This is a genomic window from Blastococcus sp. URHD0036 (genome assembly GCF_000701365.1).
In the GTDB taxonomy this organism is placed as follows: Bacteria; Actinomycetota; Actinomycetes; order Mycobacteriales; family Geodermatophilaceae; genus Trujillonella.
The window spans coordinates 62954-75853 of the sequence record NZ_JNIK01000013.1 but is presented as its reverse complement, the minus strand read 5'-3'; the positions used below and the strand labels follow the sequence as shown (position 1 = coordinate 75853).

Sequence of the window (12900 nt, the reverse complement as noted above, 5' to 3'; positions counted from 1 at the left end):
CGGCGCGTCGGTCGGGGCCCTCCGGTCCGGGTGGACCCGGGCGTGCGTCCGTCCCTGGCCGGGCCCCCGGCGCGGACCTAGCGTCGACGGCGTCGCCCGCTGCCGGAGGTGCCCGTGCTGAGTTCGAAGGCCCTGCTGCTCGCCGCCTCCCGCCGGCCGGCGCTGCGCCGCGCCCTGGTCGGCGTGCCGGCGACCCGCCGGGTGGTCGACCGGTTCGTCGCGGGCGAGACGCTGGACGACGCTCTGGCCGCCGTCCGCCGCCTGACCGGGTCGGGCATCGCGGTGACCCTCGACCACCTCGGCGAGGACGTCACCGACCGCGACCTGGCCCGGCGGTCGCGGGACGCCTACCTCGCCGCGCTCGACGGGCTCGCCCCGCTCGGCCTGGGCCCGGACGCCGAGGTGTCGGTGAAGCTGTCGGCGTTCGGTCAGGCGCTCCCCGGCGGCGAGGAGCTGGCGCTGGAGCTGGTCCGGCCGGTCGTCGAGGCCGCCACCGCGATCGGCACGACCGTCACCCTCGACATGGAGGAGTCGGGCACCGTCGACTCGACGCTGCGGGTCCTCGCGGAGCTGCGCCGGGAGCACCCGCGCACCGGTGCGGTGCTGCAGGCCGCGCTGGTGCGCACCGAGGACGACGTCGCCGCCCTCGCCGTCCCGGGATCACGGGTGCGCCTGGTCAAGGGTGCCTACGACGAGCCCCCGTCCGTCGCGCACCCCGGGAAGGACGAGGTCGACGCCGCGTACGCCCGGTGCCTCGGCGTCCTCATGCGCGGCGGTGGGTACCCGATGGTGGGCAGCCACGACCCGCGGATGGTGGCCCTGGCCCAGCGGCTCGCCGGCGAGTACGGGCGCGCGCCGGAGTCCTGGGAGGTGCAGATGCTGTACGGCATCCGGTCCGGCGAGCAGGCACGGCTGGCCGCCGCCGGGGTGCGCGTGCGGGCCTACGTGCCGTACGGGGCCGACTGGTACGGCTACCTCGTGCGCCGCCTCGCGGAGCGCCCGGCGAACCTCCGCTTCTTCCTCCGTTCCCTCGTCACGACGTCGTAGGAGACCGCCATGGACGGCACCACCCGCGTTCCCCCACCTCGCAACGAGCCGGTGCTCGGCTACGCCCCCGGCTCGGCGGAGCGCGCCGAGCTCGAGGCCCGCCTGGCCGAGCTGGCCGCCGAGCCGCTCGAGCTGACCGCCACCCTCGGCGGCGAGCGGCGGATGGCCGGCGGGGAGCGCTTCGACGTCGTCCAGCCGCACCGGCACGCGGCCGTCCTCGGCACCTCGGCGCACGCCACGCACGCCGACGCCGCCGACGCGATCCGCTGTGCGAAGGAGGCGGCGCCGGGCTGGCGGGACCTCTCGGCCGACGACCGCGCCGCGGTCTTCCTGAGGGCCGCCGACCTGCTGGCCGGCCCGTGGCGGCAGACGCTCAACGCGGCCACGATGCTCGGCCAGAGCAAGACCGCCCAGCAGGCCGAGATCGACAGCGCCTGCGAGCTGATCGACTTCTGGCGCTACAACGTCCACTTCGCCCGGCAGGTGCTGGCCGAGCAGCCGGAGTCCTCGCCCGGCACGTGGAACCGCATCGACCACCGCCCGCTGGAGGGGTTCGTCTACGCGGTCACCCCGTTCAACTTCACCGCGATCGCCGGGAACCTGCCGACCGCGCCGGCGCTGATGGGCAACACCGTCGTCTGGAAGCCGGCGCCCACCCAGCAGTTCGCCGCGTACCAGCTGATGCGGCTGCTCGAGGCGGCGGGGCTGCCGCCCGGCGTGATCAACATGGTGACCGGGGACGGGATCGCGGTCTCCGACGTCGCGCTCGCCGACCCGGACCTGGCCGGCATCCACTTCACCGGCTCCACCGCCGTCTTCCAGCAGCTGTGGCGCACGGTCGGCGGGAACATCGCCTCCTACCGGGGCTACCCGCGGATCGTGGGGGAGACCGGCGGCAAGGACTTCGTCGTCGCCCACCCCTCGGCCGACGTCGACGTGCTGCGCACCGCGCTGGTCCGCGGCGCCTTCGAGTACCAGGGGCAGAAGTGCTCGGCCGCCTCCCGCGCCTACGTGCCCCGTTCGGTGTGGGCGCGGCTGCGCGACGACCTGGTCGGCACCACCGAGTCGCTGTCGATGGGCGACGTCACCGACCTGTCGAACTTCCTGGGCGCCGTCATCGACCGGAGGTCGTTCAGCAGGCTCTCCGGGGTGCTGGACCGGGCGCGGTCCGACGACGCGCTCACCGTCGTCGCCGGTGGCACCGTCGACGACTCCGAGGGCTACTTCGTGCGGCCGACCCTCATCGAGGGCACCGACCCCGGGCACGAGGTGTTCACCACCGAGTACTTCGGGCCCGTGCTGGCCGTGCACGTCTACGACGACGCCGACTACGACACCGTCCTGCGGCAGATGGAGTCGGTCGCCCCCTACGCGCTGACCGGTGCGGTGATCGCCCAGGACCGGGCGGCGATCGCGCACGCGAGCCGGTTCCTGCGCTTCGCCGCCGGCAACTTCTACGTCAACGACAAGCCCACCGGCGCCGTCGTCGGCCAGCAGCCCTTCGGCGGCGGGCGGGCGTCGGGGACCAACGACAAGGCCGGTGCTGCGCAGAACCTGATGCGCTGGACCAGTACCCGCGTGGTCAAGGAGACGTTCGTGCCGCCGACCGACCACCGCTACCCGCACATGTCCTGACCGGAGGAGATCCGGAGGCGTGACACCCACGGATCTCCTCCGGGAGACGATGGCGGCATGACACGGGGGCCGGCGGTGCGGACGTCGCTGCTGCGGTTGCCGGCCATGCGGTCGCTGCTGGGCGTGACCGCGCTGGGGTTCGCCAGCTACTGCCTGACCCTGGGGTCGCTGCCCACCTACACCGTCGCGGGCGGGGCGCCGGAGGCGGCGGCCGGTGTGGTGACCGCGGTGTTCCTGGTCGTCACCATCGTCGCGCAGGTCGCGGTCCCCTCGCTGACGGCCCGGTTCGGCAGCGGTCCGGTGCTGGCCACGGGCCTCCTCGCGCTGGGACTCCCCGCGCCGCTGTACGCGCTGGGGAACGGCCTGGTGTGGGTCTCGTCGCTGTCGGCGGTCCGGGGCATCGGCTTCGGGATCATCACCGTCCTCGGCGCCCTGCTGGCCGCCGCGGTCGCCCCGCCCGAGCGCCGGGGGGAGTCCATCGGCCTGTACGGCCTGGCCATCGCGGTGCCCAACCTGATCGCCGTCCCGGCGGGGGTGGCTCTCGTCCTGGCCGGCCACGTGGCCTGGCTGGCGTGGCTGGCCGCCTCGCCGGTGCTGGGCCTGTTGTTCCTCCCCGCGCTGCTGCGGACGACGACCCCGCCCGCGCCCTCGCCCGGCGGTGGGGCCGGGCGCCGCGCGGTGGTGGCCTCGCTCCCGCCGTCGGCCGTGCTGTTCGTGGTCACCCTCGCCGGGGGCGGGCTGGTCACCTTCCTGCCGATCGAGCGGCCGGAGGGGGCGGTGGTGACCGTGGCGCTGCTGCTCTTCGGGATCACCACGGCGCTGGCGCGCTGGCGGGTGGGGGTGCTCGCCGACCGGGTGGGCGTGCGCCGGCTGCTGCCGGCCGGTCTCGCCGTCGGTGCCGCCGGGATGGCGCTGCTCGGGGCCGGGCTGAGCTGGGGGAACGGCTGGCTGCTGGCCGCCGCTGCCCTCTTCGGCGTCTGCTACGGCTCGGTGCAGAACTTGACCCTGCTGACCGCCTTCGCCCGGGCCGGCTCGGACGGCGCCACGGCGGCGAGCGCCATGTGGAACGCCTCGTTCGACGTCGGCACCGCGGTCGGCGCGCTCACGCTCGGCTGGGTGGCCGGTGGGCTCGGGCTGTCCTGGACCTACGTGGTGGTCGCCGCGCTCCTGGCGGGCACCCTGCCGCTCGCCGTGCGGGCCGCCCGCCCCGTGCCCGCCCCCCGCGAGGCATAGGAAGCAATCCCCACGTCAGGACGCCCTCGACGTGGGTATCGCTTCCCATGCCTGGGGCCGAGGCACCTCAGCCGGCGAGGCGGTCGGCGGCCTCGCGCAGCCGGCGCAGCAGCTGCACCTCCTCGGCCGCCCGGCGCAGCCAGAAGCGCAGCCCCGCGGGATCGGTGCGCGAGCGGTCGCGCAGCGCCCCGAGGTGTACCTGGCGGGTGGCCGCCTGGGCCCGCTGCGCCGGCGGCAACTGCCGGCCCTCGCTCCGGGCGATGGCGGTGAGGCCGGCCCCGACGAACGCGAGGTCGCGGACCTCGGTCAGCTCCGCGAGGAACGCGTCCGCGCCGGCCTCGTCGTCGGCCAGGCGGCGGAGCAGCTCGTCGGCGCGGGCGCGGCCGGCGGTGAGGTCAGCGGGATCGGTCACCCGCCCACTGTCCCACCGCCGGCCGGCCGTCATGCGTCCCGACGGCGGAAGGCAGCCGTTGCCACCGCGAGCAGCACCGCGACCTCGGCGGCGAACACCGCGAAGCCCGGCCACGGGTCCAGGAGCATCGGGTTGAACGGCACGGGCATCGTCACCGGCGAGCCGGCGTTGCCCGGCAGCACCTTGGCCACCCACTCGCCCCACTCGCCGGGCAGGAGGAAGGCCATGTTGCCGACGACGAACACCAGCCCGAGCACCGTCGACAGCGCCGCGGCCGTGTGCCGGACGAGCAGCCCGACCGCCATCGACAGCAGCCCCAGCCCCGCCAGGTACAGGCCGCTGCCGACCAGCGCCCGGAGCACGCCGTCGTCGTCCAGCGACAGGCCGATCCCCTCGGCGGCGAGGAACGCGTTGCCGCCCAGGTAGCCGGCGAAGGCGGTGACGATCCCGACGACCAGCAGGGTGCCGGTGAGGACGACGGCCTTGGCGGCGAGGACGGTCCCGCGGCGGGGCACCGCTGCGAGGGTGGCCCGGATCATGCCGGTGCCGTACTCGCTGGTGGCCACGAGCGTGCCCAGCACGACGGCCGTGACCTGCGCGATCATCAGACCCCAGGTGATGAAGGAGCCGGGTGCCTCGTCGATGCCGCCGTCGGCCAGGTCCGCCGCGCTCGTGGCGCAGACCAGGACCGTCAGCCCGGCCCCGAGCACGAACAGCATCCCGACCGACCAGGCGGTGGAGCGCACCGACCAGAACTTGATCCACTCGGCCCGCAGGACGTTCCCGAAGCCGGGGCGGGGCGCGCGGACGACGGCGCGGGGGAGGACCGAGGCGGTCATCGCACGGCTCCGGCGGGTGCCGCGCCGTACTCGACGCTGTCGGCGGTCAGGGTCATGAAGGCGTCCTCCAGCGACGACTGCACCAGCGTGAGCTCGTGCAGGGTGAGTCCGTGCGCGCCGGCGAGGTCGCCGACGCCGGTGGTGTCGATGCCGCGGACGCGCAGCTCGCCGGGACCGCCGTCCACGCTGACGTCCGGGCCGGAGCGGCGGAGCAGGGCGGCGAGCTCGCCGGCCTGCGGGCTGCGGACCCGCACGTGCGAGGCGGCGTGCCGGGCGATGAACTCCGCGGTCGTGCAGTCGGCGAGCACCCGGCCCCGCCCGATGACGACGAGGTGCTCGGCGGTGAGCGCCATCTCGGCCATGAGGTGGCTGGACACGAACACGGTGCGGCCCTCGTCGGCCAGCTGCCGGGCCAGGGTGCGGACCCACCGGATCCCCTCGGGGTCCAGCCCGTTGACCGGCTCGTCGAGGACGACGACGGCGGGGTCACCGAGCAGGGCCACGGCGATGCCCAGCCGCTGGCCCATGCCGAGGGAGAAGCGCCCGACCCGCTGGTCGGCCACGCTCTCCAGGCCGACGATCCCGAGCACCTCGTCCACCCGGGCGGCCGGCAGGGCGTTGCTCGCGGCCAGCCACCGGAGGTGGTTGCGGGCGGAGCGGCCCGGGTGCACCGCGCGGGCCTCGAGCAGGGCACCGACCTCGCGCAGCGGCGCCGGGGAGTCGGCGTAGCGGTGGCCGTTCACGGTGACGCTGCCGGACGTGGGGCGGTCCAGGCCCAGCACCATGCGCATGGTCGTGGACTTCCCGGCGCCGTTCGGGCCGAGGAAGCCGGTGACGCGGCCGGGCTCGACGGTGAAGGAGATGCCGTCGACGGCGGTCCGCGCGCCGTAGGTCTTGGTGAGCTCCCGGGCGACGATCACGGCGTTCCCGTCGGACAGGGCGTGGGTGTGGTCATGCCGTCGAGGCTGGCGGCCGGCGCCGCCCCGGTACATCCGGGAGTGCCCTGACCCGACCCCCATCCGTCCCCCAGGGGTCAGGCGGCGGCGCGGGCGGGGAGGAGCTGCCGGGCGAGGTCCACCGCGGCGGCGCGGCCGCCGCGGTTGGCGCCGATGGTGCTGGCCGTCGGTCCGTAGCCGACCAGGTGGAGGCGGGCCTCCCCGACGACGCGGGTGCCGTCGACCGGGATCGCACCGCCGGGGGCGCGCAGGTGCAGCGGAGCCAGGTGCGCGACGGCGGCGCGGAAGCCGGTGGCCCACAGGATCGTGTCGGCGTGGACGGACCGGCCGTCGTCCCACGCGACGCCGTCGGGGGTGATCCGGTCGAACACCGGCAGCCGCGTCAGCACACCGCGGTCCCGGGCGCCGCTGATCCACGGGGTGACGACGAGGCCGGTGTTGCCGACGACGCTGCCGGGGGAGCGACCCTCCCGGACCGCCGCGGCCACCCGGGCGACCGCCTCGCGGCCGGCGTCCTCGTCGAAGGGTCCCTCCCGCCAGACCGGCGGCCGGCGGGTGACCCAGGTCGTCGTCGCCACCTCGCTGATCTCGGCGAGCAGCTGGACGGCCGACGCGCCCCCGCCGACCACGACCACCGACTGCCCGGCGAACTCGGCGGCCGAGCGGTAGTCGACGGTGTGCAACTGCCGGCCGCGGAAGGTGTCCTGACCGGGGTAGCGCGGCACGAAGGGGCGGGTCCAGGTGCCGGTGGCGTTGACCACGGCACGCGCCCGCCAGTCGCCGTCCGACGTCTCCACGAGGAACCCCTCGCCCTCGCGGCGCACCGCGGTGACCCGCACGGGACGGTGCACCGGCAGGTCGAACCGCCGCTCGTAGGCGGCGAAGTAGGCCGGCACCGCCTCGGCGGCCGGTTGCTCCCCCCGCCCGGGGAAGGGCATGCCGGGCAGGTCGTGCACCCGGTGGGTGGTGCCGATCGTGAGTGAGGGCCAGCGGTGCCGCCAGGCGCCTCCGGGGCCGTCGTCGCCGTCGAGGACGACGAAGCCGTTCTCGGGCTCGAACCCCAGCCGGGCCAGGTGGTGCGCGGTGCTCAGGCCGCCCTGACCGGCGCCGATCACGACCACGTCGACGTCCCGGGTGCTGCTCACGGACGGTCAACGCCGCGGCCGGCACGGCGCTTCCGGCGGGTCCGCGCATCTTGCGGGGACCTTGCGGTTGCCGGGCGGGACACCTGCGGAACGGAGCCCAGAGTCTGTCCTGTCGCCGGGAACGCCCGCGGCAGGGACGACGAAGGAGAACCGCAGTGACCACCCAGACCGCTCCGACCGCCCGCCGGCGCCGGACCCGTGCCCGCGTGGCGGCCTCGGTCGCCGTCCTGGGTGTCACCGGTGCCGTGGCCGGCCTCGCCACCTACGGCACCTTCACCGACAGCACGAGCCCGGTGGTCACCACGACCTCGACCGGCGTGCTGTCGATCGACCTCACCAAGGCCGCCGGGGCGGCGACCCTCTCGCTCTTCCCGAACGGCGGCTTCCTGGCCGGCGACTCGGAGAGCAGCCCGGTCGACCTGGTGAACGACGGCACCACCGCGCTGTCGCGGGTCTCGCTCGCCTCGCGGGCCACGACCTCCAGCGCGCTGGACACCGACCCGGTCAACGGCCTGCAGCTCACCGTCCGCGACTGCTCCGCGGACTGGGCGAAGGTCAACGGCGCGTGGAGCTGCTCGGGCACCGCCACGACGCTCTACTCCGGCCGCATCCTGCTCGACCAGGCCCTGCCCGGGGTCGACAGCCTGGCGCCCGGCGGCGTGGACCACCTGCTGCTCACCGCCTCGCTGCCGAGCACGGCCGGCGGTGGGTCGGTCGGCGGCGCCTCCAGCCACCTGGACTTCACCTTCACCGCCGTCCAGCGGGACGGCGCCGCTCGATAGAGCGCCACGAGCCAGCCCCTCGCGGGCCCGGCTCGACCAGCGTCGCCGCTGCACGGGGGAACGGCGCCGGCTGGTCGAGGGGGAACGGGCACCGCGGGAGGCAGGGGTCCGACCGGGATCTGCGACGCACGGGGGGACGCAGCGTCCGGTCGAGGGGGAACGCGAGGAGCCGGTGCGGCACGCCGCACCGGCTCCTCCGCGCGTTCAGACCCGGGCGAGCTCGTCGATCAGCCGCGCCACGGTCGCGGGGTCCTCCAGGACCAGGTGGTGGTGCAGGCCGGGGACCCGGACTGTCCGGACGCCGGGCAGCATCCCGGCCACCTCGGCCGCCTTGGCGTCGTCCACCACCAGGCTCTCGCCGCCGGAGACGTAGGCCACCGGCACCGACAGGGTCGTGGCCGCGTGCATCACCTGGTCGTCGTAGAGGGTGGGGAACTGCTGCCCGCCGTGCTTCCACGTCCAGCCGCCCTCGACCGCCCGCACCGAGTACTCGGCGACCGGGGCGAACAGCTCGGCGGCCGGCTCCGGCTGCGCCGGTGCCAGGCGGAACGCCGCGACGGCGGCCTCCCGGGTGGGGTGGACCCGCGACGGCCGGGGTGGCGGGAGGGTGCGGCCGCGCAGGGTGTCCGGCATCAGGATCCCGCAGTCGAGCAGGACCAGACCGGCGACCCGGTCGGGGTGCAGGCCCCCGGCGAGGACGGCGACCCGGCCACCGAGGCTGTGCCCCACGACCACGGGCCGCTCCACCCCGGCGGCGTCGGCGACCGCGACCACCTCCCGGGCCCACTGCGGCCCGGTGTACTCCGCGCGGTGCCCGCTGTCGCCGTGCCCGCTGAGATCCAGCGTGACGACCCGCCAGCGGTCGGCCAGCAGCGGGACGACGGCGTGCCACCAGACGTGGTGGGCGCCGTGGCCGTGCACGAGCACGAGGCTGCCGGGGCCGGTGCCGGTGACGCCGTACCGGACCGGGACGCCGTCGACGACGACCTCGGACGGCAGCGCGGATGCAGGAGCGGTCACGCCCGGCATCGTGCCGCACCGCCGCCGGCCGGCGACCGGAGGCCGGTCAGGCGTCGATCTGGTCGGGGATCCGGTCGGGCGCGACGGGCAGCACGACGCGGCGCGGATCGCGCATGCGCAGCAGCACGACCGTCGCGACCAGCGAGCAGGCGGCGGTCAGCAGGAAGACCAGGGCGAACGGCCCTGCGGTCGTCGCGTCGCCGGCGAGTGCGGTGAACAGCCCGATGCCGATGACGGCGCCGACCTGGAAGCCGGTCTGCTGGAGCGAGGCGGCCAGGCCGACGTCGCGCTCGTCGACGGCGCCGCTCTGGGCCGACAGCAGCGACGGGTTCAGGTGCCCCTGGGCGTAGCCGCTCAGGGCGATGGCGATCGCCACGACGACCAGCGAGGCGACCCAGCCGCCGACCGCCATGACGGTCAGCGCCACGGTGAGCGCGGCACCGGACAGCAGCGCCACCCGGCGCTCGCCGAACCGCATGCCGGCCCGCCCGGCGGTGGGGGAGGCGAGCAGGATCGACAGCGCGCGGGGCACGGTGAGCAGCGAGGTCACGCCCGCGGTCACGCCCAGGACCCCCTGCAGGAAGAGCGGGGTGACGACGAAGTTGCCCATGTAGCCGGCGCCGAACAGGACGGTCGCGCCGGTGATCACCCGCACGTTGCGCGAGCCCAGCACGCGTACCGGCAACAGCGGCGAGGCCGCGCGCCGCTCGACGAGGACGAGCGCCCACACGGCGAGCGGTGCCACCATCAGGCAGGCGATCGGCAGCGGCGTCGGGCCCCAGACCGCCAGCCGGTTGATGCCGAGGGTCAGGGTGAGCGTCGCGACGGCGAGCGCCAGGGCCCCCGGCACGTCGAGCGACGCCCGCGCCCGGTCCCGTGCGTCGGCCGGCGTCACCAGGACGGAGAGCGTCAGCGCGATCGCGCAGAGCGCGACCTGACCGACGAAGATCGCCCGCCAGCCGACCGCGTCGACCAGCGGGCCGCCGACGACGACCCCGATGACGGCGGCCCCCGAGGTGACGGCGCCGATCCGTGCGCTGGCCCGGACCCGCTCGCGGGGCGGGCTCACGCGGAACAGCAGCGCGACCGCGGTCGGCACCGTGGCGGCCGCGCCGGCCTGGGACAGGGTGCGGGCGGCGATGAGGCTCGTCGCATCCCACGCCAGCGCGCTGGCGAGGGCGAACACCATGGCCGTGACGATCCCGGCCAGGTACACGCGCCGGTGCCCGAACAGGTCGCCGAGCCGCCCGAAGAGCGGGGTGCACACGGCGGCGGCGAGCAGCGGCGCGGTGGTCACCCAGACGACCGTGGACGGGAGGGAGTGCAGGTCCTCGGCGATCGGCTGCACCGCGATCGTCAGGATCGTCGAGGGGAACGACGTGGTGAACAGCCCGAGCAGCAGCGCGACGGTGACCCAGGTCCGCCCTCGGGTCGTGCCGGGATCGATCGCGTGCACCGTGCCCTCCGGCTCGTGCAGCCGGTGTGGCTGGCCCTGCGGAACCCGTCGATGGTCGCACGCCCGGCCCGCCCCGTCGCTGGACCGGAAAGCCTTCCCGTGTGAGGGTCGACACGCTGGGACCAGGTGGAGGAGGCGGAGTGGGAGCCGACGTGGGGATCCCGTACGGGCGCCGGCTGACGGAGCTGGCAGGAGAGCTGGGGGAGGCGCCGGCGCTGGTCGTGGCCGCCGCCGACGGCTCGGAGCAGACCCTCGGGTGGACGGCGCTGGAGCGGCGGGCCAACCAGGTCGCGCACCTGCTGGCCCGGGCCGGAGTCGCCGAGGGCGACCTGCTCGCGGTCGGCCTGCCGAGCAACGCCGAGCACGTCGTCACGACGTTCGCGGCGTGGAAGCTCGGCGCCGCCGTCCTCCCGCTGCGGCCCGAGCTGCCCGGCTGGGAGCGCGACCGGCTGCTCGCCCTCGCCACGCCGCGGCTGCTGGTCGGCGACTGGGCGGACGCACCGGCCGGCACGCTGACGCTCGCCGACGTCCGGGTGACGACGGGGGAGGACGACGGCCCGCCGCCCGGAGACCCCGTGCCGCCCTACGCCCGGCTGATCGCCACGTCGGGCTCGACCGGGACGCCGAAGATCATCGTCGCGCCGTCGCTGGGCCGGTACGTGCCGACGACGACCGTGATCGACGCCGGCCAGTCGGTGCTGGCGGTCTGCCCGCTCTACCACACCAACGGGTTCGCCTCCTGCTTCCCGACGCTGCTGGGCGGGGACCCCGTCGTGCTCGTCGAGAAGTTCGACGCGGCCCGGGTGGTCGACCTGATCGAGCGGTACCGGCCCTCCGCGGCGATCATGGTGCCGACGATGCTGCAGCGGATCGCCCGGCTGGACGGCGTCCGCGACCGCGACTTCTCCAGCCTCCAGCGGGTCGTCTACGGCGCCGCGGTGCTGCCCGAGTGGGTCACCCGGATCTGGCTGGAGCTGGTGCCACCCGAGCGGTTCATGTTCACCTACGGCGGCAGCGAGGGACTGGGCATCGTCGCCTGCACCGGCCGCGAGTGGCTGGACCACCCCGGGACGACGGGGCGTGGAGCCGACTGTGACATCGCGATCCGCGACGCCGGGGGCCGCGACCTGCCGCCGGGCGAGGTCGGCGAGATCTGGCTGCGGCTCCGCTCGGGCGAGGCCGATCCCTTCCGCTACGTCGGCGCCGAGACGCCGGCGCCGGCCGACGGCGGCTGGCGCAGCTTCGGCGACATGGGGCGGCTCGACGCCGACGGCTTCCTCTACATCGCCGACCGCCGCCAGGACATGATCGTCACCGGCGGGGTGAACGTCTTCCCGGCAGAGGTCGAGGCGGCCCTGTCCGAGCACCCCGAGGTCGCCGACGTCGCGGTGATCGGCGTCCCCGACCCGGAGTGGCAGCGGGCGGTGCACGCGATCGTCCAGCCGCGGTCCTGGGCGGCCCCGCCGTCGGCTGCCGACCTGCGCGCGTGGTGCAAGGAGCGGCTGTCCGGGCCCAAGGTGCCCAAGGCGTTCGAGTTCGTCGAGGAGCTCCCGCGCACCAGCGCCGGCAAGATCAACCGCTCCCGCCTGGCCGCCGAGCGCGAGCCCGTGGCCGCGGGCCCCGACGGCGTCCGCGGCTAGCCTCGGCCCGGTGACCGACGCGCAGGGCACGGCGGACCGTCCCGTCGACATCCGACCCGGGGGCCGGGTGCGGATGGAGCGCAGTGCCGCCTCGCGCCAGCTGATCCTGGCCACCGCCGAACGGCTGTTCGCCGAGCGCGGTGTCGCCGCGGTGTCCCACCGGCACATCAGCGAGGCGGCCGGTCAGCGCAACAGTGCCGCCGTCGGCTACCACTTCGGCACCAAGCCCGACCTCGTGCTGGCCATCCTGCGCAGCCACTCGGAGCCGATCGAGGCGCGGCGGCAGGAGATGGTCGAGGCGCTGGGACCGGACCCGGACCTGCGCGACTGGGTGGCGTGCCTGGTGTGCCCGTCCACCGACCACCTCGCCGAGCTCGGTGACCCGACGTGGTTCGCCCGGTTCCGGGCACTGGTGGTCACCGATCCGGCGCTGCGCGAGCTCGCACTCGACGACAGCGCGCGGTCGGGAGCGCTGCGGCGCGTCGTCGAGGGCCTCCGGGAGTGCGTGCGGCAGCTGCCCGAGGCGGTCTACGAGGAGCGCCGGGCGATGGAGGTGCAGCTGCTGGTCCACGGCTGCGCCGACCGCGAACGGGCGCTGGCCGAGGGGCGGCCGACGCCGCGGGCGACCTGGCAGGAGGCCGCCACCGGCATCGTCGACGCGGTGGTCGGGCTGTGGCTCGCGCCGGTGAGCCAACACGGCGACCCGGTTTAAATCAACTGTTGTAAACCTCCGCC

The 12900-nt window shown here is 75.5% G+C and carries 12 protein-coding genes; 6 read left to right on the top strand and 6 right to left on the bottom strand.

The window, feature by feature from the left end:
- Positions 1 to 114 precede the first annotated feature (114 nt).
- From N555_RS0109980 to N555_RS0109970, 3 genes are read left to right on the top strand one after another with little or no spacing between them, the layout of a single operon-like run.
- Positions 115 to 1047 (top strand): proline dehydrogenase family protein, encoded by a 933-nt coding sequence (locus N555_RS0109980; RefSeq protein ID WP_029431344.1) that lies wholly within the window; start codon positions 115 to 117, stop codon positions 1045 to 1047.
- Positions 1048 to 1056: 9 nt separating this feature from the next.
- A complete protein-coding gene (gene pruA / locus N555_RS0109975) occupies positions 1057 to 2682 on the top strand; it encodes an L-glutamate gamma-semialdehyde dehydrogenase (protein WP_029431343.1) in 1626 nt (541 codons plus the stop codon).
- Between the two features lie 57 nt (positions 2683 to 2739).
- Positions 2740 to 3915, top strand: a complete 1176-nt coding sequence (locus tag N555_RS0109970) for an MFS transporter (protein ID WP_029431342.1) — start codon at positions 2740 to 2742, stop codon at positions 3913 to 3915.
- A 67-nt stretch (positions 3916 to 3982) separates the two neighbouring features.
- Here N555_RS0109970 and N555_RS0109965 read toward each other — a convergent pair whose 3' ends face one another.
- The 4 genes from N555_RS0109965 to N555_RS0109950 form a co-directional block, all read right to left on the bottom strand.
- The gene (locus tag N555_RS0109965) at positions 3983 to 4327 is read right to left on the bottom strand and encodes a hypothetical protein (RefSeq protein WP_029431341.1); all 345 of its coding nucleotides are present in this window, start codon (positions 4325 to 4327) and stop codon (positions 3983 to 3985) included.
- Positions 4328 to 4356: 29 nt separating this feature from the next.
- Positions 4357 to 5166 (bottom strand): ABC-2 transporter permease, encoded by an 810-nt coding sequence (locus N555_RS0109960; protein WP_029431340.1) that lies wholly within the window; start codon positions 5164 to 5166, stop codon positions 4357 to 4359.
- Positions 5163 to 6086, bottom strand: a complete 924-nt coding sequence (locus N555_RS0109955) for an ABC transporter ATP-binding protein (protein WP_029431339.1) — start codon at positions 6084 to 6086, stop codon at positions 5163 to 5165. Before N555_RS0109955 ends, N555_RS0109960 begins: the two co-directional genes overlap by 4 nt.
- Positions 6087 to 6199: 113 nt before the next feature.
- Complete coding sequence (locus N555_RS0109950; RefSeq protein WP_029431338.1) at positions 6200 to 7267, bottom strand: NAD(P)-binding domain-containing protein; 1068 nt, start codon at positions 7265 to 7267, stop codon at positions 6200 to 6202.
- 155 nt (positions 7268 to 7422) lie between these two features.
- Here N555_RS0109950 and N555_RS0109945 point away from each other — a divergent pair, with 155 nt between their 5' ends.
- Positions 7423 to 8049 (top strand): hypothetical protein, encoded by a 627-nt coding sequence (locus tag N555_RS0109945; protein ID WP_029431337.1) that lies wholly within the window; start codon positions 7423 to 7425, stop codon positions 8047 to 8049.
- Between the two features lie 204 nt (positions 8050 to 8253).
- On the opposite strand, the gene N555_RS25830 is transcribed toward N555_RS0109945, so the two are convergent.
- Complete coding sequence (locus tag N555_RS25830; RefSeq protein ID WP_051683923.1) at positions 8254 to 9069, bottom strand: alpha/beta fold hydrolase; 816 nt, start codon at positions 9067 to 9069, stop codon at positions 8254 to 8256.
- A gap of 46 nt (positions 9070 to 9115) precedes the next feature.
- Positions 9116 to 10525, bottom strand: a complete 1410-nt coding sequence (locus tag N555_RS0109935; RefSeq protein WP_051683922.1) for an MFS transporter — start codon at positions 10523 to 10525, stop codon at positions 9116 to 9118.
- A 140-nt stretch (positions 10526 to 10665) separates the two neighbouring features.
- Here N555_RS0109935 and N555_RS0109930 point away from each other — a divergent pair, with 140 nt between their 5' ends.
- The gene (locus tag N555_RS0109930; RefSeq protein WP_051683921.1) at positions 10666 to 12165 is read left to right on the top strand and encodes a class I adenylate-forming enzyme family protein; all 1500 of its coding nucleotides are present in this window, start codon (positions 10666 to 10668) and stop codon (positions 12163 to 12165) included.
- A gap of 10 nt (positions 12166 to 12175) precedes the next feature.
- Positions 12176 to 12877: a TetR/AcrR family transcriptional regulator gene (locus N555_RS0109925; protein WP_197028960.1), complete on the top strand. Its 702-nt coding sequence runs from the start codon at positions 12176 to 12178 to the stop codon at positions 12875 to 12877.
- Positions 12878 to 12900 lie beyond the last annotated feature (23 nt).